This is a genomic window from Actinomadura flavalba DSM 45200 (assembly GCF_000374305.1).
Lineage (GTDB): Bacteria > Actinomycetota > Actinomycetes > Streptosporangiales > Streptosporangiaceae > Spirillospora > Spirillospora flavalba.
On record NZ_KB894094.1, the window covers coordinates 414,135 to 432,318 of the forward strand.

At 74.5% G+C, this 18,184-nt stretch carries 20 protein-coding genes; 9 read left to right on the top strand and 11 right to left on the bottom strand.

All coding sequences use genetic code 11. From position 1 onward, the window contains the following. Positions 1-11: 11 nt before the first annotated feature. Entirely contained in the window at positions 12-842 is an 831-nt protein-coding gene (locus C229_RS0111405; protein WP_018655208.1) for an NAD(P)-dependent oxidoreductase, read from the bottom strand. A gap of 102 nt (positions 843-944) precedes the next feature. Between C229_RS0111405 and C229_RS32300 the strand changes: the two genes are divergently transcribed. Then, positions 945-2,231, top strand: a complete 1,287-nt coding sequence (locus C229_RS32300; RefSeq protein ID WP_018655209.1) for a threonine/serine exporter family protein — start codon at positions 945-947, stop codon at positions 2,229-2,231. On the opposite strand, the gene C229_RS30240 is transcribed toward C229_RS32300, so the two are convergent. Next, positions 2,221-3,561, bottom strand: coding sequence for a sensor histidine kinase (locus C229_RS30240; RefSeq protein ID WP_018655210.1), 1,341 nt, complete (start codon positions 3,559-3,561; stop codon positions 2,221-2,223). The genes C229_RS32300 and C229_RS30240 overlap by 11 nt on opposite strands. Continuing rightward, positions 3,558-4,238, bottom strand: coding sequence for a response regulator transcription factor (locus C229_RS0111420; RefSeq protein ID WP_018655211.1), 681 nt, complete (start codon positions 4,236-4,238; stop codon positions 3,558-3,560). Before C229_RS0111420 ends, C229_RS30240 begins: the two co-directional genes overlap by 4 nt. Before the next feature lie 27 nt (positions 4,239-4,265). Here C229_RS0111420 and C229_RS30245 point away from each other — a divergent pair, with 27 nt between their 5' ends. After that, complete coding sequence (locus C229_RS30245; protein WP_081639833.1) at positions 4,266-4,661, top strand: hypothetical protein; 396 nt, start codon at positions 4,266-4,268, stop codon at positions 4,659-4,661. On the opposite strand, the gene C229_RS0111430 is transcribed toward C229_RS30245, so the two are convergent. Both C229_RS0111430 and C229_RS32785 read right to left on the bottom strand, forming a co-directional pair. Further along, a complete protein-coding gene (locus C229_RS0111430) occupies positions 4,649-5,491 on the bottom strand; it encodes a TIGR03619 family F420-dependent LLM class oxidoreductase (RefSeq protein WP_018655213.1) in 843 nt (280 codons plus the stop codon). The genes C229_RS30245 and C229_RS0111430 overlap by 13 nt on opposite strands. Before the next feature lie 91 nt (positions 5,492-5,582). Then, the gene (locus C229_RS32785; RefSeq protein ID WP_018655214.1) at positions 5,583-6,536 is read right to left on the bottom strand and encodes a DUF6891 domain-containing protein; all 954 of its coding nucleotides are present in this window, start codon (positions 6,534-6,536) and stop codon (positions 5,583-5,585) included. 160 nt (positions 6,537-6,696) lie between these two features. Here C229_RS32785 and C229_RS0111440 point away from each other — a divergent pair, with 160 nt between their 5' ends. Then, positions 6,697-7,794, top strand: coding sequence for an alcohol dehydrogenase catalytic domain-containing protein (locus C229_RS0111440; RefSeq protein ID WP_033424301.1), 1,098 nt, complete (start codon positions 6,697-6,699; stop codon positions 7,792-7,794). A gap of 73 nt (positions 7,795-7,867) precedes the next feature. Continuing rightward, positions 7,868-8,440, top strand: a complete 573-nt coding sequence (locus C229_RS0111445; RefSeq protein ID WP_018655216.1) for a DUF4870 domain-containing protein — start codon at positions 7,868-7,870, stop codon at positions 8,438-8,440. On the opposite strand, the gene C229_RS0111450 is transcribed toward C229_RS0111445, so the two are convergent. Further along, the gene (locus C229_RS0111450; protein ID WP_018655217.1) at positions 8,437-9,264 is read right to left on the bottom strand and encodes a TIGR03619 family F420-dependent LLM class oxidoreductase; all 828 of its coding nucleotides are present in this window, start codon (positions 9,262-9,264) and stop codon (positions 8,437-8,439) included. The two genes, C229_RS0111445 and C229_RS0111450, sit on opposite strands and share 4 nt — an antisense overlap. 92 nt (positions 9,265-9,356) lie before the next feature. Between C229_RS0111450 and C229_RS0111455 the strand changes: the two genes are divergently transcribed. The 3 genes from C229_RS0111455 to C229_RS0111465 are packed head-to-tail and all read left to right on the top strand — an operon-like array spanning position 9,357 to position 12,333. After that, on the top strand, positions 9,357-10,193 hold the full coding sequence (locus C229_RS0111455; protein ID WP_018655218.1) for an alpha/beta fold hydrolase: 837 nt from the start codon (positions 9,357-9,359) through the stop codon (positions 10,191-10,193). After that, positions 10,190-11,440 (top strand): LLM class flavin-dependent oxidoreductase, encoded by a 1,251-nt coding sequence (locus C229_RS0111460; RefSeq protein WP_018655219.1) that lies wholly within the window; start codon positions 10,190-10,192, stop codon positions 11,438-11,440. Before C229_RS0111455 ends, C229_RS0111460 begins: the two co-directional genes overlap by 4 nt. Before the next feature lie 8 nt (positions 11,441-11,448). Beyond that, positions 11,449-12,333 carry a TIGR03619 family F420-dependent LLM class oxidoreductase gene (locus C229_RS0111465; RefSeq protein WP_018655220.1) on the top strand — a complete coding sequence of 295 codons (885 nt, stop codon included), beginning with the start codon at positions 11,449-11,451 and terminating at the stop codon, positions 12,331-12,333. On the opposite strand, the gene C229_RS0111470 is transcribed toward C229_RS0111465, so the two are convergent. Continuing rightward, positions 12,320-13,369 (bottom strand): beta propeller repeat protein, encoded by a 1,050-nt coding sequence (locus C229_RS0111470; protein WP_018655221.1) that lies wholly within the window; start codon positions 13,367-13,369, stop codon positions 12,320-12,322. The genes C229_RS0111465 and C229_RS0111470 overlap by 14 nt on opposite strands. 47 nt (positions 13,370-13,416) lie before the next feature. After that, positions 13,417-14,097 (bottom strand): cyclase family protein, encoded by a 681-nt coding sequence (locus C229_RS0111475; RefSeq protein WP_026313676.1) that lies wholly within the window; start codon positions 14,095-14,097, stop codon positions 13,417-13,419. Between C229_RS0111475 and C229_RS0111480 the strand changes: the two genes are divergently transcribed. Together C229_RS0111480 and C229_RS0111485 are read left to right on the top strand one after the other, a co-directional pair. Further along, a complete protein-coding gene (locus tag C229_RS0111480; protein ID WP_026313677.1) occupies positions 14,098-14,922 on the top strand; it encodes a HipA family kinase in 825 nt (274 codons plus the stop codon). Positions 14,923-14,956: 34 nt separating this feature from the next. Further along, entirely contained in the window at positions 14,957-15,364 is a 408-nt protein-coding gene (locus tag C229_RS0111485) for a DUF3037 domain-containing protein (RefSeq protein WP_018655224.1), read from the top strand. A 1-nt stretch (position 15,365) separates the two neighbouring features. Here the strand turns inward: C229_RS0111485 and C229_RS0111490 are convergent, their stop codons facing one another. The 3 genes from C229_RS0111490 to C229_RS0111500 all read right to left on the bottom strand — a co-directional run bounded on the left by C229_RS0111490 (position 15,366) and on the right by C229_RS0111500 (position 18,103). Continuing rightward, positions 15,366-16,262: a hypothetical protein gene (locus C229_RS0111490; RefSeq protein ID WP_155884764.1), complete on the bottom strand. Its 897-nt coding sequence runs from the start codon at positions 16,260-16,262 to the stop codon at positions 15,366-15,368. A 132-nt stretch (positions 16,263-16,394) separates the two neighbouring features. After that, a complete protein-coding gene (locus C229_RS30255; protein ID WP_018655226.1) occupies positions 16,395-17,225 on the bottom strand; it encodes a hypothetical protein in 831 nt (276 codons plus the stop codon). A 35-nt stretch (positions 17,226-17,260) separates the two neighbouring features. Beyond that, positions 17,261-18,103, bottom strand: a complete 843-nt coding sequence (locus tag C229_RS0111500) for a GNAT family N-acetyltransferase (protein WP_018655227.1) — start codon at positions 18,101-18,103, stop codon at positions 17,261-17,263. Positions 18,104-18,184 lie beyond the last annotated feature (81 nt).

An 18,184-nucleotide genomic window follows, 5' to 3' on the forward strand; every position in this document is an offset into this window, starting at 1 on the left:
AGCGGCAAAGCTCACCGCACGGCCGCGACGTCCGCCCGCCCGCGTCCCGCGTCGGACGCCGCGCCGAGCGCCCCCTCGACGGTCCGGTACAGCGGTGACGCGTCCGGCAGCTCGTCGATGAGCAGCCGCAGGTCCTTGCGGGCCAGGTCGACGGGGAACCCGGGCGCGAAGTCGCCGCGCAGGATCTCGCGCGCCTTGTCCAGCGCGTACGGCATCGCCAGCGGGCCGCCGTCGACCACGTCCATGACGTGCGCCGGATCGACGCCGAGCCGCCCGCACGCGTCCAGGGCGTCGGCCATCGCGAGCACGGTCGCGGTCATCCAGCCGTTGACGATCAGCTTGATCCGGGACGCCTCGCCGCCCGTGCCGACGTGCACGGTCCGCGAGCCGAGCGCGTCGAGCACGGGCCGCGCCCGCTCCAGCGCGGGCACCTCCCCGGACACGATCATCGTGAGCGTGCCCTGCTCGGCGGGCCCGCTGCTGCCCGAGACGGGGCTGTCGAGCATCATCCGGCCGGCGCGGCGGGCCCGGTCGAGCAGCCGGTCGGTCCACGGGCCGCCGACCGTGCTGGTCTGCACCCAGACGGCGTCCTCGGCCAGTTCCGGCAGCAGCGCGTCGGCGAGGGACGCCACGACCTCGCCCGTCGGCACCATCGTCAGCACCGCGTCCGCGCCGCGCACGGCCTCCGGCACGTCGCCCGCGAGCGTCGCGCCCGACGCGGCCAGCGGCGCCGCCCTGGCGGCCGTGCGGTTCCAGACGCGCACGTCGTGCCCGTCGCGCAGCAGCGTCCGCGCCATCGCCGATCCCATGATCCCGGTGCCCAGCACCGCCACGGTCGTCATGCCCGGGGCCGTACCCGCGCCGCCCGCCGCCCGGACGGCCCGCCGCCAGATCTTGCCGGGTGCCCGGGGTGCCTTTTACCCGCTCCGGGCGACGTCGCAGGGATGGAGCGCAGCGCGGAGGACGCCGACGAGGGCCACGTCGAGGACGTCATGCAGCTCGCGCTGCGCCTCGGTGAGGAGATGTTCGTCGCCGGGTTCGAGACGCGCTCGGTGCAGGAGGCGCTGGAGGCCGTCGCCCGCCGCTACGACGTCGAGCATCTGGAGGGCGACCTGACGGCCCGCTCCATCCACCTCCAGTGGCGCCCGCCGGGCCGCCGCCCGCTGGTGATGATGCGGGTCGCCCGCACCGACGACGCCCGCGACCTCGACCGGATGAACCTCGTCCACCGGCTCATCGAGCGCATCGTGGCGGGACGGGTGGACGTGGACGAGGCCATCGCCGAGCTGGAGGCGATCACCCGGGCGCAGGAGCGGTGGCCGTGGTGGGTGCGGATGGCGGGCGGCGCGGTGCTGGCCGCGATGATCTCGCTCCAGGCGGGCGGGACGGTCGCGGGCGCGGTCGCGGCGGCGCTGCTGCTGGCGCTCGTCAACCGGACCGGCTGGCTGCTCGGCGCCACCTGCCTGCCGCCGTTCTACATCACGGCGATCCAGGCGATGCTGGTCGTGCTGGCCGGGGCCGGGCTGTTCCAGGCGGGGTTCTCCGGCGCGGCCGTCGCGGGGCTGATGGCGGCGAACCTGGTGCTGCTGCTGCCGATCCTGTCGGTGGTGTCGCTCGCCGAGGACGCCATCTCCGGCTTCAACCTGATGGCGGCGAGCCGCCTGGTCTCGGTGGTGCTGCTCATCGGCGGGCTCGTCGCGGGCGCGGCCATCGCGGGGAGCGTCGCGCTGCGCGTGGGCGACTTCGAGCAGATGGCCTACGGCGTGCGGTTCGCCGCGCTGCCGCTGGTCGTCGCGGTGCTGTCGGCGGCGGTCGGCGCGGCGGGGAACACGCTGTTCAACGGCGGCGCGGCGCGGCTCGTCCCGGCGGGGGTCGCGGCGGGGCTGCTGGCCGGGACGGTCAACCAGCTCCTGCGGGCCGGGCTGCACGCCGTGCCGCCGCTCGCGGTGCTCGTCGCGGCGACGGCGCTCGGCTGGGCGGCGACGCTCGCCGCGCGGCGGCTGCGCATCCCGTCGGCGGTGCTGGTCATCCCGGGCGTGACGGGCGCGCTGCTGCCCGGCCCGGACGTCTACCTCAGCCTGGTCAAGTACGCGACGGGCGCGCCGGACGCCGGGTCGTCGCTCCTCACGGCGATCGTGACGACGGCCGCGATCGGCGTCGGCGCCGTGCTCGGCAGCATCATCGGGCTGCGCCGCGTCCGCGCGGAGGTGGCGCCGTCCTTCACCGGCTAGCGCGGCGCAGCCGCTGACGGCGGGCGCGGCGACCGGGCGTCGGCGTGCGGGTGCGCAGCCACATCTGGACCTGCGCGCCGCCGAGCACCGAGCGGTGGATGCGCAGGTGGCCGCCGGTCGCCTCGGCGGCGCGGCGGGCGATGTCCAGGCCGAGGCCGGTGGAGCCGCCGCCGCTGGCGCCCCGGCGCAGCGCGGCGCCCGGGTCCGCGATGCCGGTGCCCGCGTCCGCGACGAGGATGCCGGTGACGCCCTGCCCCCGGTGCAGCGTCACCGCGAAGCCCGTGCCCTCGGGGGTGTGCCGGAAGACGTTGCCGAGCAGCGCGTCCACGGCGGCGGCCAGCTCGGACGCCGGGATCGGCAGCGGCGCCGCGTCCTCGGCGCCGATCAGCTCGCAGGAGCGCCGCTCGTCCTCGGCCAGCACCGACCAGAACCCGACGCGCTCGCGGAGCACCTTGGCGGCGTCGCAGCTCCCCCGCGCGGTCGGTTTGCGGACGGTCCGGATGATCTGGTCGACCTCCCGCTCGATGCGGTCCACGGCCTCGCGCGTCTGGTCCGCGACGGGGCCGTCCCCGAGCGCCTCGGCGTTGAGCCGCAGCGCGGCCAGCGGCGTGCGGAGCCGGTGCGACAGGTCGGCGGCCATCTCCCGTTCGGCCGCCAGGAGCTGCACGACGTGGTCGGCCATCGCGTTGAACGCCAGCGCCGCCTCGATCAGCTCGGGCGGCCCGTCCGGGTCGAGGCGGACGCGCAGGTCGCCGTCACCGAACGCGGCGGCGGCGTCCGCGAGCCGCCGGGTGGAGCGGATCATGCGGTGGCCGAGCCGGTCCGCGACGGCGACCGATCCGGCGACGAGCGCCGCCGCGACGCCCGTCATGACCAGCCACGCCGAGGCGACGCCCTCCGACAGCTCGTCGTCGGGCAGGAACACCTCGACGACGGCGGTGCGGCCCGCGTCCAGCCACACCGGTTGCAGGAACGCGTAGCCGCCCGGGACGCGCGCGGCGTGCGACCGGCCGCGCCGGATCGCGGCGGCGCGCTGCTCGGGGGTGGCGCGGGTGCCGACGACGTCGCCGCGCGGCACGACGCCGCCGTCGGGCAGGTGCACGGTCATCCGCCGCGCCGCCCCGGCCTGCGTGCTGGCGACGGCGCGGTCGAGCGCGGCCGGGTCCTCGGTGACGACGAGCACCGGCCCGAGCGCGCCCGCCTGCCGTTCGGCGGACGTCAGCGCCCGGTCCCGGGCGATCTCCCGGACGGTCAGCGCGAGCGGGATGAGGAACGCCAGCGCGACCATCGACGTGACCGCCAGCGAGACCAGGACGAGCGTGCGTCTCATGCGGGGGGCTCGGACAACCGGACCCCGACCCCGCGCACCGTGTGCAGGTAGCGGGGGCGCGCCGCCGTCTCCCCGAGCTTGCGGCGCAGCCACGACAGGTGGACGTCGATGGTCTGGTCGTCGCCGTACGCCTGCCGCCACACCTCGGCGAGCAGTTCGCGGCGGGCCACGACGCGGCCGGGCCGGGCGGCGAGGTAGGCGAGCAGGTCGAACTCGCGGCGGGTCAGCTCCAGCGGCGCGCCGTCCAGGGTGGCCTCGCGGCGGTCCAGGTCGATGTCGAGGCCGCCGACGCGCAGGGTCGCGGCGGGGCCGGAGCGGGCGGCGCGGCGGAGCACGGCGGCGAGGCGGGCGCTGAGCACCTCGGCGGAGAACGGCTTGATGAGGTAGTCGTCGGCGCCGGCGTTGAGCAGCCGGACGATCTCGGGTTCGTCCTCGCGGGCGGTGGCGATGAGGACGGGGACGTCGGAGACGCCGCGCAGCATCTTGAGCACCTCGCCGCCGTCGAGGTCGGGCAGGCCGAGGTCGAGGATGACGACGTCGGGCGGTGCCTGGGTGACCTCGCGGAGGGCGTCCATGGCGGTGCCGGCGCTGCGCACGACGTGCGAACGGGCGGTCAGTTCGCGGATCAGGGCGGCCCGCAGGCTCGCGTCGTCCTCGACGACCAGAACACTCGCCATGGGCGAACCGTATGCCACCATGTGCCCATGCGTCGCGCGATGTCCTATGTTGCCCCGTGGGTGGTGCTGACGGCGCTCGCGGTGATGCTTTCGTGGTTCGGAGTCCGCGATGTCGTGCGGGACGCGGTGTCCGATCGGGCCGTCGCGCCGGTCGCCGTCCCGGTGCCGCAGGCGGTGCCGACGCCCGGCCCGAGCCCGGTCCACGACCTGCGGACGTACTCGACGCGCGGCGGGCGCGCCGTCCTCACGATGACCTCTTCGGCGGTGGCGTTCGTGTCGGCCAACGCCGCCCCGGGCTACCGCGTCCGCGTCTCGCGCGCGGAGGGCTGGCTGCGCGTGGACTTCCTGCGCGACCGGCACGGGTCGTCGGTCATCGCGACCTGGTACCAGGACCGCCCCGCCGTGCGCACCTACGACTCCTGAGCGAGCCCGTGCCCGGCGGCGAAGGCCGCCAGGCCCTCGGCGGCCTCGCGGGTGCGGGTCCAGGGCCGGACGATGAGGCGGTGCACGCCGAGGTCCGACCAGGCGGCGACCTCCTCCGGCTCCGGCGCACCGGACGTGTGGACCGTGATCTCGAACGGGCCCGGACGGTCGCCGCGCAGCTCGCGCAGCAGGGCGACCTGCGCGGCGGCGCTGCCGAGCGTGTGCGGCATGCCGATCCAGCCGTCGCACAGCGTCGCGGCGCGGCGCAGCGCCGCGTGCGACTCCCCGCCCGCGATGATCGGCAGCCGGTCCTGCACGGGCTTGGGCTCGAACGCGACCTCGGGGAACGGGAAGAAGGCGCCGTCGTGCGCGACGACCGGCTCCGACCACAGGCGCCGCGTCACCGCGATGGCCTCGTCCAGGCGGCGGCCCCGGGTCGTGAAGTCCGCGCCCGCCGCGATCCACTCCCCCGCGTACCAGCCCGCGCCGACGCCCGCGATGGCGCGCCCGCCGGACACGTGGTCGAGCGTGGCGAACGCGCGGGCGGCGATGAGCGGGTGCCGCAGCGCGTACAGGTAGACGGCCGTGCCGAGCCGCACGCGGGAGGTCGCGGCGGCGAGCGCGCACAGGTAGGCGGGCGCGTCGAACAGCGGCGTATGCGGCCGGATGCCCGGGTTCGCGCCGCCGGGGTAGTGGTCGGTGGACAGGTCCGTCGTGAACACCAGGTGCTCGGGCAGCCACACCGACTCGTAGCCGAGCCGGTCGGCCGCGACGGCCAGGTCCCGCCACGTCGCGGGGTGGACCAGGCCGAGCGGGACACCGAACTTCACGCCGTCACCTCCGGTGCGCCGGGACACATCGCCCAACCTAGCGAGCGCTTGGTACGCTAACCGGCGCGCCGTCACGGGGCAAGCCCACCGGCTAGGCCAGCGGGTCGGGCTTCCACCGCACCGTCGTGACCTCGCCGTAGCGGTCCAGGTCGATGATCTCGCCCGCCGCCAGCGCGCCCGCGACCTCGACGAGCCGGTCGAGCGTCGCGTACAGGCCGCGCGACATCCCGGCGCCGGAGTCGGGGATCTCCAGCCAGAGGCGGCCGTTCTTCTCCCACATCGCCTGCACGATCGTGCCCGCCGCGTCCTGGCAGGTGAGGAAGTTGCCGTCCACGGGCAGGAGCGCGCAGGCGACGCCGCGCAGTTCCTCGAACGTCATCGCGGCGCCCTCGTCCTCGTACCGGTGGGCCGGATAGTCGCAGTACGTGACGAGCACCGTGGGGGGCGCGGACGCGGGGACGGGCTCGGCCGCCGCCGACGGCGACCACGCCAGCGAGGCGTACCGGCGGCGGCGCCACGTCAGCGGGACGGTGATGCGGCGCCCGGGGTCGCCGTCCCACTCGGCCGCCACGCCGCGCGCGGCCAGCGCCGCGACGACCTCGCGGCCGATCGCCGCCGCGTCGCCGTCCTCGCCGGCCGTGCCGAACGACAGGTGCAGGCCGTGCCCGGCGGCGGAGGCGTCGACGTCCTGGGCGTGGCAGAACGCGTAGCCCCGCGCCCGTGCGGCGGCCGCGGTCTCGGCGCCGATCTCGGCGACGCCGCAGGTCTGGCAGCAGGTGAAGTCGGTGCGGGCCACGATGCCGGACACGTCCAGGTCGCGGCAGGCCGCCAGCAGCGCCTCGGCGGGCAGCAGCCCGCTCCACCCGGCCTGCTCGGCGCGGTAGGCGGCGAACGCGCCGTCGGTGACCTCGTGCAGCGCCGGGTCGTCGGCGGAGAGCTCCAGGTGCTCGGCCGCGTCCGCGACGACGGCGGCGAAGCCGGCCTCGCCGCGCGCGAGCGCCGACGCCAGGTACGGGAGCAGCTCGTCCATCGTCTCGTCGTCCACGGGCGCGATTATGGCCGGGGCCTCTGACAGACCGGCGAGTGCGCGGCGTTACGCCCGTCTTCCGGCCGCATCCGGTCAGCACTCGACCAAGCAAATGCTTGGTGCTAGCGTGCGGTGCGGCGACCCGGCGACGGAAGGCGGACCAGACGTGACCACCACGATGCGGGCGGCCCTGCTCCGCGCGTACGGCGCGCCCCTCGACGTCACCGAGATCGAGATCGCCCCGCCCGAGGCGGGCGAGGTCCTGGTCCGCATCGCCGCCTCCGGCGTGTGCGGCTCCGACCTCAAGGGCATCGACGGCACCAGCCCCGTCGTCACCCACCTGCCCTGCGTCCTCGGCCACGAGAGCGCGGGCACCGTCGAGGCCACCGGGCCGGGCGTGACGTCCGTCAAACCCGGCGACCGGGTCGTCATCGCGATGAACGGGCCGTGCGGACGGTGCCGCAACTGCGTGCGCGGACGCGTCCACCTGTGCTCGGGCCGGTCCCGGATGACCACGATCATGGGCATGACGGCAGACGGGAGCACGCGGCTGTCGGCGGGCGGCGAGGCGGTCCGGCCCTACATCGGCATCGGGTCGTTCGCCGAGAAGGCCGTCGTCGCCGAGGCGATGTGCGTCAAGGTCGGCGCCGGCGACCCGCTCGACCTGCTCGCGCTCACCGCCTGCGCCGTCGTCACCGGCGTCGGCGCCGTCCTCAACGTCGCCCGCGTCGAGCCCGGGTCCAGCGTGCTCGTCGTCGGATGCGGCGGCGTCGGCCTCAACGTCGTGCAGGGCGCGCGGCTCGCCGGAGCGACGACGATCATCGCGGCGGACGTCGCCGCGTCCAAGCTGCGCCTCGCCGAGACGTTCGGCGCCACGCACACGCTGCTCTCCGACGACCTTCCCAAGCAGGTCGGCGCGATCGTGCGCGGCGGCGCCGACTACGCCTTCGACGTCACCGGCGTCCCGGCCGTCCTGCCCGCCGCGTTCGCCGCCACGCAGCCCGGCGGCACGACCGTCATGGTCGGCAGCCCCGCCGCCGGACGCGACCTGGCGATCCCGCCGGGCGTCCTGTTCGGCTCCCGGCGGCTGATGGGCACCCAGGGCGGCGATGCGAACCCCGCCCGCGACCTGCCGCTGCTGGCCGACCTGCACCGCGCCGGACGGCTCGACCTGGCCGGGCTCGTCTCCGAGCGGCTGCCGCTGGACGACGTCAACGACGCGATCGCCCACGTGCGGTCGGGGGCGGTGGCGCGGTCGGTGATCGTTTTCGACTGAGACCGAACCGGCGGCGGGTTCCACGCGTCCCATTACCGATAACGTGGACACACCTCCCGGAAAGGACGTCGCTGTGAAGGACGACATCCCGCCGCCTCCCGACAGCGGCCCCCCGCCGGACTCCGGCTCCCAGCCCCCGCCGTACGGTTCGCCGTACGGCGGCACCCCCGGCGTCGGCAGCCCCTACGCCGGCCCCGAGGGCTACGGCCACGACCCCGGCGGCGCGTACGGCCACCCGCCCGGCGGCGGCTACGGCCCGCCCGGCGCGCAGGGGCCGCGCGCCCACGTCCAGGGCGACGACACCACGTGGGCGATGTTCGCCTACCTCGGCACCCTGCTCCTGGGCTTCCTCGCGCCGCTGATCATCTACTTCGTGAAGCGGAACGAGTCGCGCTTCGTGCGGTTCCACGCGGCGCAGGCGCTCAACTACCAGATCACGATCCTCATCCAGATGCTCGCGCCGCTCATCGTGCTGCTGCCGATCGCGATCGTGACCGATCTGTGGTGGCTGCTGGCCCCGGCCATCGTCATCTGGCTGTTCCACGCCTTCGCGCAGTGGGTGTTCCTCATCCTCGGCGCCGTGAAGTCCGGTAAGGGCGAGTACTACGAGTTCCCGAAGGTCTTCTCCTTCCGGATGATCCGCTAGCCCCTGGGGGCGCGGGCGTAGTCGTCCAGCACCGGCAGGACCGCGTCCCGGTCACCGGCCGGGACGCGGAGCACGACCTCCTCGACGCCGAGATCGGCGTAGTACGCCAGCTTCGCCGGGTCCGGGAGCGTCCCGAACGGGATCACCGGCACCGGCGGACGCCCCCGCCGCGCGCACGCCCCGGCCAGCGCGGGCAGCGCGGCCCGCACGCCCGCCCCGCCGATCGGCAGCCAGCCGTCGCCGTACTCCGCGATGTGCTCGAACAGCGCCGGTCCGGCCGCGCCGCCGAGCAGGACCGGCACGCGCCCGGCGGGCTTGGGCCACGACCACGACGGCGCCAGCCGCACGTACTCGCCCGCGTAGGACGCCCGCTCGTCCTCCCACAGCGCCCGCATCGCCAGCACGTGCTCGCGGGCCAGCGCCCGCCGCTTGCGCCACGGCACGCCGTGCGCCTCCCCCTCCTCGCGGTTCCAGCCGAAGCCGATGCCGTAGGCGAACCGGCCGCCGGACAGCCGGTCGAGCGTGGCGATCGCCTTCGCGGTGACGATCGGGTCGCGCTGGGCGACGAGGCTGACGCCGGTGCCGAGCGTGATGCGGCTCGTGACCGCTGCCGCCGCCGCCAGCGCGACCAGCGGATCGAGCGTGCGGGCGTACTCCTCCGGCAGCGTGGCGTCGCCGGTGGGCGGCGGGGTGACGCGCGCGACCGGGATGTGGGTGTGCTCGGGGAGGTAGAGCGAGGCGAAGCCGCGTTCCTCGGCGGCGACGGCCAGCTCGTGCGGGGCGATGACGCGGTCGGTGGCGAAGATCGTGAGTCCGAGGCGCATGGCGGTCAGCGTAACCGACCAAGCGATTGCTAGGGATTGTGGCTTTGATGTAGCGTGCGCTTGTTCGGTCCACCGGTCGCAGGGGGTGCCGCATGCCGTTCACCGACGTCGCCTCACCGCACGGCGACGTGCGCCTGTTCCACACCGACGACGCCCCCGCCCGCCCCGCCGGACCGCCCGTCCTGCTCGTGCACGGCTACGGCGCCGACTCCGACGACTGGATCTTCCAGCTCCCCGGGCTCACCGAACGCCGCCGCGTCCTCGCCCCCGACCTGCGCGGGCACGGGCACTCGTCCGCGCCGCCGTCCGGCTACGCGCCGCGCGACCTGGCCGCCGACCTCGCCGGGCTGCTCGACGCACTCGGCGTCCCCGCCGTCGACGCCGTCGGGCACTCGCTCGGCGCGCTCGTCGTTAGCGCCCTCGCCGTCGAGCACCCCGGACGCGTCCGGTCGCTGGTCTGCGTCGACCCCGGCTACGGGCAGCCCGACGCCGTCGCCGCCGCGTTCCCGCCCATGTACGCGGCGCTGCGCGGCCCCGACCCGTACGCGACCGCCCTCGCCAACGACGCCTGGTGCTACACGCCCGCGTCCCCGCCGTGGCTGCGCGGCTGGCACGCCCGCAAGATCCTCGCCACCGCGCCGCAGGCGCTCGCCCAGGCGTTCCCCGCCCTCTACGACGGGCCCGACCAGTTCGGCCTGCGCGCCGCCGCCGAGACGTACCTCGCGCGGCGCGCCTGCCCCGTCCTGTCCTGCTGGTCGGCCGCCCAGGCCGGCTCCGCCGACTGGGAACGCGGCGTGTTCACGCACCCGGCGTCCCGCGCGCAGGTGTGGCCGGGCTCGGGGCACCGCCTGCACGCCGAACGTCCCGCCGAGTTCCTGCTGACCCTCACGACCTGGCTCGACGCACGCGACAAGGAGACGTCCCCGTGAAGTTCTCGATCTTCCTCAACCCGCAGATCCCCGGGTCGGGCTGGTCCGCCGAGGAGAACGCCAAGGCCCGGCGGCCGATCGGCCGTGACGTCGAGTCGTACCAGAAGCTCCTGCACGAGGTCCGCGAGATCGCCGTGCACGCCGACCGGATCGGCTTCGACGCCCTGATGATGACCGAGCACCACTTCCACTCGGAGGGGTTCGAGTTCTCGGTCAACCCGCTGATGTTCCTCACCGACCTCGCCGCCCGCACCGAACGCATCCTGCTCGCCCCGCTCGGGCTCGTCCTGCCCGCCTGGGACCCGATCCGGGCCGCCGAGGACGTCGCGCTGCTCGACCACTTCAGCAAGGGACGGCTGCGGCTCGGCGTCGCGCGCGGCTACCAGGCGCGGTGGGCGAACGTCCTCGGGCAGCGCTGGGACGCGGCGGCGGCCCGGTCGGACGGCTCGTCGTCGGACAACCGCAACTTCGACGTGTTCGGCGAAATCCTGAAGATCATGAAGATGGCGTGGGAGAACGACACGCTCCGCTACGAGAGCGACGTGCTGGACTACTCCGTCCCCGCGCCCTTCTCCGGCATCGAGGGCTGGCCCGCGCAGGAGTGGACCAAGACGTTCGGCGCCCCCGGCGAGATCGACGACGACGGCGTCATCCGGTCCGTCTCGGTCTGCCCCAAGCCGTACCAGAACCCGCACCCCGAGCTGTGGCAGCCGTTCACCGTCTCGGACCGGTCGGTCGTCCGCGCGGCGCAGGAGGGCATCCTGCCGTGGATGTTCACCCCGAACCCCGACGACCACGCCGCCAAGGCCAAGCTCTACCAGGAGGAGTGCGCGCGTCAGGGCAAGGACTACAAGCTCGGCGAGCACACCGGCATCCTCAAGATCGTCGGCATGGCGGACACGCGTGAGGAGGCCATCGCCACCTACGGCACGGGCATGCAGAAGGACTTCGCGTCGTTCTTCGGCCCGTTCGGCTACCTGGAGGTGCTCCGCAAGAAGGAGGACGACCGGCATCAGCCGATCTCGCCGGAGAAGGGCGACTTCAAGCGCATGAACGAGGTCGAGATGGCGCTGCTCGGCACCCCCGACGACGTCAAGCGCGGCATCCAGCGCATGCTCGACCGCATGCCCGACCTGGAGTGGTTCGGGCTGTTCATGCAGGGCCAGCAGGGTGTCCTGCCGCTCGACACGGTCAAGCGCAATCTGGAGATGTTCGCCACCAAGGTCATCCCCGAGTTCCAGGACTGAGGCCGCCGATGCGTTTCTGGCTGGGCGCCGCGTTCGTCGACACCGCCGAGTTCGTCCCGCTGGCCCGGGCGGCCGACGCCCTCGGCTACGACACCGTCGCCGTCTCGGACCACATCTTCTACGCCGACTACGCTGCGGAGTACCCGTACTCCGAGACCGGGGCTCCGCCGTACCGTCCCGACACGCACTGGCCCGATCCGTGGGTCACGATCGGCGCGATGGCGGCGGCGACGACCCGCGTCCGCTTCGCGACGAACGTCTACATCGCCCCGGCGCGGGACCTCTTCACGGTGGCGAAGGCCGTCTCGACGGCGGCGGCCCTGTCGGGCGACCGCGTGACGCTCGGCACGGGCGTCGGCTGGTGCAAGGACGAGTTCCTCCAGACCGGCCAGGACTTCCACACGAGGGGCCGCCGCCTGGACGAGATGATCCCCGCCCTCCGCACCCTCTGGCAGGGCGGCACGGTCGAACACCACGGCGACCACTACGACTTCGGCCCCCTGAGCATCGCCCCGACCCCGGCAGAGCCGATCCCCGTCTACATCGGCGGCGACAGCGACGCCGCCCTGACCCGCGCCGCCCGCCTGGCCGACGGCTGGATCGGCAACCGCGTCTACACCGAGGACCAGCTCACCGACCTCCTGTCCCGCCTGAAGGGCCTCCTCCGGCAGAACGGCCGCACCCTGGCCGACCTGGACATCGTCGCCCCCATCGCCGCCCTCCCCACCCCCGACCTCTACCGCAGATGGCACGGCCAAGGCGTCGACGCCACCCTGGCCGCCCCGTGGTGGCTCGCCACCCCCGCTGAGAAAGAGCGACACGGCCGCCGCTCCCCCGCCCTGCGCCTCGCCACGATGGAACGCTTCGCCGAAGAGGTCATCACCAAGATGTGAGCGCGAGGCTGCGGAAGACACCCCTCGCCCGGCCGATGGTGCCGGTGGCGAAGAGGGGGCCGCCCGGGGTGGTGGAGAGGGAGGTGAGTTCGCCGCCGGTGGGGATTCGGGTCCAGTGGCCGGTGGCGGTGCGGTGGGCCAGGGCGGAGGCGTCGCCGTTGGGGTCGGTGGAGCCGAGGAACCAGTGGCCGCCGCTGCCGTCGGGGAGGGGTGCGGCGTCGCGGGTCATGCGGCCCGCCGTGGCGGAGGTGTTCTCACTGCGCCAGCCGGACCCCGTGCCATGAAGGAGGAACGATGACGCCCCGATCTCGCCGGTGATCCAGACGCCGGACGCGTCGGCGGTGATGGCGCCGAGCCCGGCGTGCAGGGGGCCGGGCGGGGCCTCGCCGGAGGCGGGCGGTGCCTTCGGGAGCACCCCGGACAGGTCGGTCCGGGTCCACGTTCCGCCGTCGAAGTGGTGGACCCACGGGTGGACGTCGTCGAGGGCCCAGATGTCGGACGACGAGCGGGCGCTGACGCGGAAGGCGGTGAAGGGGACGGGGCGTTCGGACCAGGTCCTGCCGTCGTAGTGCCAGGCCCTCCGGGCACCGAAGATCCATACGTCGTCGGCGGCGATCACGGCGAGGCCGCCCGCCGTGGCGGGCTGCTCGCGCATGACCGTCCAGGCGCGTCCGTCCCAGCGCAGGACGGACGCGCCGGTCAGCGCCCAGACGTTCGACGGGCCGGACGCGGCGACCGCCCCGATATGGCCCCGTCCGACCGGCAGGTCGCGCTCCGTCCAGCGACCGCCCGTCCAGTGGAAGGCCGTGGGCCGGTGCGGGCCGTCCGCCATCGGCAGCCAGGCGCCCACGCCAACGGTTTTCCATCCGAACGCCCACGCCTCGCGCTCCCCCGTGGCGACGACCCGACCGTAGGCGACCGATTTCTCGTCCGCGACGAGTTCCCAGCGGTCGTTCCCATGGGCCCGGGGCGCCGCCCACCAGAGGCAGAGCGCGAGGGTGAGCGCGGTGGCCGCGGCGGCCGATCTCAGAAGCATGATCGCAATCTAGGAAGGCGGCCCGGCCGCCGCATGAGTACGCGTACTCAGCCGACGCGCGCGATGGCGCGGATGGGGGCGCCGTCGGCGGTGAGGGCCAGGGGGAAGAGGGAGGTCTCCACCTGGTGACCGGCGGTGCGGGCCTCGTGGACTTCGTGGAGGGCGGTCAGGTTCTCGGCGATGACGGCGCCCGCGCCGCAGAGGGTGCGGTGGGCGGCCAGGGTGAAGGACGTCTCGTCCGGCGCGGGGGTGCGGTCCACGCTCAACGCGTCGATCGCGACGGTGCGGACGCCCGTCGCGACGATCGCCGCCGCCGTCTCCTCGGGGAGGTACGGATGGGCCAGGTAGGTGTCGGTGTTCCAGTGGACCGACCAGCCCGTCATGACCAGGAGGACGTCGCCCTCGCGCAGGCCCGCCGGGACGGCGTCCGGCGGGATCGGGGCGCGGGGCGGGAGGTCGCGGGCGTCGAGGATCACGGCCGGTCCGGTGAAGCGGGTCAGCGGGAGTTCGTGCAGGCGCGGCCAGGCGTCGTTCACGTGGAAGGGGGCGTCGACGTGGGTGCCGGTGTGGGTGCCCAGGTGGAGGCGCTGGACGTTGACGCCGTCGGACGCCGCCGTGAGGGCCGGGACGATCAGCGCCTCCGGGTCGCCCGGATAGACGGGCATCGCGTTTTCCACAGGGTGCGTGAGGTCGATCAGGTGCACGTCGCCGCACGATAGCGTGCTCACGTGCTGTCAGAGGTGAAGGCGATCAGGTATGTGACGCCGTTGCGCGAGGGCGGGTCGTTGCCCGGGATCGTCGAGGGCGACGATCTCGGCACGTACGTCATGAAGTTCCACGGGGCCGGGCAGGGGCGCAAGGCGCTCGTGGCCGAGGTGATCGCCGGGGAGCTGGCACGGCGGCTCGGCCTGCGCACGCCCGAACTGGTCGTCATGGACCTCGACCCCCTGATCGGACGGCACGAACCCGACCCCGACGTCCAGGACCTCCTCAAGGCCAGCACCGGCACCAACCTCGGCGTCGACTACCTGCCGGGTTCGTTCGGGTTCGACCCGCTCGGGTGGGAGGCCGACGCCGCGTTCGCGTCGCGGGTGCTGTGGTTCGACGCGTTCATCGGCAACGTCGACCGGTCGTGGCGCAACCCGAACATGCTCGTCTGGCACGGCGACGTCTGGCTCATCGACCACGGCGCCAGCCTCATCTTCCACCACGCGTGGGCCAACGCCGCCCGGCTGTTCAGCGGCCCCTACGACGTGGACGACCACGTCCTCACCCCGTACGCCACCGAGCTGCCCGCCGCCGAGGCCGAGTTCGCCCCGAAGATCACCGAGGCGGCGCTGCGCGAGGTCGTCGCACTGGTCCCCGACGCCTGGCTGGAAGGCGAGCCCGGCTTCGCCGATCCCGACGCCGTCCGCGCCGCCTACGTCGACATCCTCCTCACCCGCGCGGGCAAGCCCCGTACCTGGCTCCCCGCCCTCGACGTCCGCGCCCGCCCCGACACCGCCTCCCGCCGCGGCGAGAACCGCCCCGACTGGCTCGGAGGCCCCACATGACCCACCGCCCCGTCCTCGGGTCCGGAGGTCGCGCGTGAGCGCCCGGGCCATCACCTCGACCGTGTTCGAGTACGCCGCGCTGCGGGTCGTGCCGAGTCTTGAGCGGGGTGAGTGCATGAACGTCGGGGTCGTCGTCTACTGCCGTGCCCTCGACTACCTCGGGTGCCGCACCCATCTGGACGAAGCCCGCCTGCACGCCCTCGACCCGGCGCTCGACCTCGGCGGCGTGCGGTCCGCGCTCGGGGGCGTCCGGGCCCTGTGCGCCGGGGGCGACGCCGCCGGACCGGCCGCCGCCGAGGCGCCGGGCGCGCGGTTCCGCTGGCTGACGGCGCCGCGCAGCACCATCGTGCAGCCCGGTGTCGTGCACGCCGGGCTCACCACCGACCCGGCCGCCGAACTCGATCGGTTGCTGGCGCTGCTCGTCCCCGGCGGACGGGGGTGAGTCAGTCCCACTCCCAGCGGATGCCGTGATACCCGGCGGGCATGCCGAACTCGATGAAGTGCGCGCTGCGGTAGCTCGACAGCCGCAGGTCGCCGGTGTCGCGCAGCCGCGTCTGCGCGTCCGGGCGCCAGGTGCGGTAGCAGCGCGCCGGAAGCGCCGACGGGTGGAAGCGGATCTCGATGAGGTACTCGTGCTGCGGGGTGTGGAAGCCGCGCCCCTCCTCGCAGGCGGGCGCGCCCGACTCGTCGAACGCGAACCCGTACTCCAGCAGGTACGTCTCGCCCCGGTCCAGCGCGCGGTCGAACAGCAGCTCGGCCGCGACGAGACCGCTGGCCGCGTCCGTCCGGACCCGGCCGAACCGGCAGCCGCGCGCCGACCGCGCCGACGGCAGCAGGCCGTGCGGATGGTGGTAGACGACGATCCACCGGTCCACACCGGGTTGCTGCGCCTGGTACACGGCCCGGGTGTGGGTCTCGACGATGCTCCGGCGCGGCCCGATCGTGTACTGGTCGTGCAGGGACAGACCGGTGACGCGGCGGTCGCCGTGCCCGCCGATCTCGTCCAGCAGCTCCCGGATGCCCGGTTCGGGGCAGAGTTCGGGCAGGGTCCGCCAGGGGCCGGTCCGCTCGGACGCGGGCCGCAGCAGCGTCACCAGCGAGTGGCGCGGCAGGTCGAGGATCTCCTCCAGGCCGCGGACGGCGTGCAGTGAGCCGGACCGTTCCGGCCGGGTGCGGCCACGCTGCCAGTAGCTGAGCGTGGACAGGCTCACGGCGACGCCCTGCGCGGCCAGCCGCCGCCGCAGCGTCTCCAGGCTCAGCCCGCGCGCGCGGATGGCGGCGTGCAGGGCGACGTCGAAAGGGCCCTTGCGCAACGTCTGATCGAGGTCGTGGTCGGTCACGTCGAGCATCGTTCTCGGCCTCCGGATCTACTCCGGCCGGCCCCCGTGACGGCCCTGACAACCGTGCTTGCTTCTCCCGCGCTCACTGTAAGGCGAGCGCGCCGCGATGCCAAGACACCGGCGCCGGGGTGATCAGTCCCACTCCCACTCGACGCCGACGATCCCGCCGCGCACGTCGGGCACGGCGAGGTGCGCGCTGCCCGACGTCCCCACCCACAGTTCGCCGAGCCGCTGCCGGGGCGCGGTGGCCGTTCCGGCGGAGAAGCCGTAGCAGCGGGCGGGCAGCGTCGCCGCGTCGAACTGGACGACCGCGACGTAGTCACGGGCGGGCCGCGCGAACGGCCGCGCGTACCGGTCGACGGCGCCGAGCGGGCCGCGCGGCGTCAGCTCGTACTCGACGACGGCGCAGTCCCCGGCCGCCAGGACGCGGTCGAAGACCAGCTCGAAGCCGAGCAGCCGCCCCTCGGTGCGGACGCGGCCGGGCCGGCTGTACCGCGTGCGGGTCAGCTCGGCGCCGGGGCCGGGCCCGACGTCGTGCACGCAGATGACGCGGTCGATGCCGCCCGCCCCGGCCCGCAGGACGGTCCGGACGGCGAGCCCGGCGGACCGGCGGGCGGGCCCGAGCGCATACACGTCGTGCACCGAGAGCCATTCGAGCCGGTGGTCGCCGGACCGGTCGAACTGCCCGACGAGCCGGGCGTATCCGGCCATGTCGTGCCAGAGCCGGGGGGTGCCGGGCGCGGCGTCGTCGAGCAGCGACGTGAGCGTCCCGGGCGGCAGTGCCAGGATCTCCTCCAGCGCCGCGACGACGGGCCGCGAGCGGGGCCGGCTCCGCCCGCGCTGCCAGTAGCTGAGCGTCGCGACCGACACCGCCAGGCCGCGGCCCGCGAGACGGTGCCGGATGCGCTCCAGCGTCAGTCCCGACTCCTGGACCGCGTTCCGCAGCGCACCGGCGAACTCCACGGCCCGGATGCTAAGGCATAGCGGCGACTTCCCGCCTAGAACAGGACGGACATGAACACGGTGGACTCGGTGAATCCGACGCGCCGATACGTCGCGCGGGCCCGGGAGTTGAAGTCGTTGACGTACAGCGAGACGACCGGCGCGATCCCGCGCAGCGACTCGGACACGACCGCCGCCATGCCGCCGACCGACAGGCTGCGCCCCCGCAGGTCCGGCGGCACCCACACGCCCTGGACCTGGCAGGCGTGCGGCGTGACCGCGCCGATCTCCGCCTTGAACATGACGCGCCCGTCCTCGATGCGGGCGAACGCGCGGCCCGCCTGGATCAGCTCGGCGACCCGCGCCCGGTACAGGACGCCGCCGTCGCCGGTGTTCGGCGAGACGCCGACCTCCTCGGTGAACATCTGCACGCAGGCGGGATAGATCAGGTCGAAGTCCTCCATGGTGACGCGCCGGACGGCCGGGTCGGCGGGCACCCGCGCGGGCGACCCCGTCCACATCACCGGCTGCGCGGCCCGCACGGCGCGCGGCGGGCCCCAGTACGGCGCGAGGAACGACCACATCCCGCTCACCGCGCCGACCGGCCCGACGATGGAGGAGCACCGGCGCCCCTGCGCCTGCGCCCGCTCGGCGAACGCCCGGACGGCCGCGTCGTCGGCGCCGACGGGGATGAGGTTGGCGCCCGCGTAGCACAGCGCGGCGAGGCGGCCGTCGCGCAGATATCCCCACATCTGGGCGCCGAGGCGGCGCGGATCGAGCCCGGACGCGTGCACGCGCGAGCCCACGAAGACGTTCGTCACCGGGTCGGCGTCGAGCAGGGCGAGGGCGTCGTCGCGGTACCGGTCGTCCAGGACGCGGACCGGCAGCGAGCCGAGCATGCGCATCGTCAACGGCCCCCTGCCCACGGGGTCCGGAGCGGCCACGGCGCTGTTCCTGCCACGGTCACAGCCTAAGCCGTC

What these genes read in the sequence shown, in the direction of transcription:
- C229_RS0111500 (WP_018655227.1), bottom strand. Translation starts at nt 18,103, where the DNA reads ATGCTCGGCTCGCTGCCGGTCCGCGTCCTGGACGACCGGTACCGCGAC.
- C229_RS30240 (WP_018655210.1), bottom strand. Translation starts at nt 3,561, where the DNA reads ATGAGACGCACGCTCGTCCTGGTCTCGCTGGCGGTCACGTCGATGGTC.
- C229_RS0111440 (WP_033424301.1), top strand. Translation starts at nt 6,697, where the DNA reads ATGCGGGCGGCCCTGCTCCGCGCGTACGGCGCGCCCCTCGACGTCACC.
- C229_RS32300 (WP_018655209.1), top strand. Translation starts at nt 945, where the DNA reads ATGGAGCGCAGCGCGGAGGACGCCGACGAGGGCCACGTCGAGGACGTC.
- C229_RS30245 (WP_081639833.1), top strand. Translation starts at nt 4,266, where the DNA reads ATGCGTCGCGCGATGTCCTATGTTGCCCCGTGGGTGGTGCTGACGGCG.
- C229_RS0111470 (WP_018655221.1), bottom strand. Translation starts at nt 13,369, where the DNA reads ATGCTTCTGAGATCGGCCGCCGCGGCCACCGCGCTCACCCTCGCGCTC.
- C229_RS0111405 (WP_018655208.1), bottom strand. Translation starts at nt 842, where the DNA reads ATGACGACCGTGGCGGTGCTGGGCACCGGGATCATGGGATCGGCGATG.
- C229_RS0111455 (WP_018655218.1), top strand. Translation starts at nt 9,357, where the DNA reads ATGCCGTTCACCGACGTCGCCTCACCGCACGGCGACGTGCGCCTGTTC.
- C229_RS0111465 (WP_018655220.1), top strand. Translation starts at nt 11,449, where the DNA reads ATGCGTTTCTGGCTGGGCGCCGCGTTCGTCGACACCGCCGAGTTCGTC.
- C229_RS0111450 (WP_018655217.1), bottom strand. Translation starts at nt 9,264, where the DNA reads ATGCGCCTCGGACTCACGATCTTCGCCACCGACCGCGTCATCGCCCCG.
- C229_RS0111420 (WP_018655211.1), bottom strand. Translation starts at nt 4,238, where the DNA reads ATGGCGAGTGTTCTGGTCGTCGAGGACGACGCGAGCCTGCGGGCCGCC.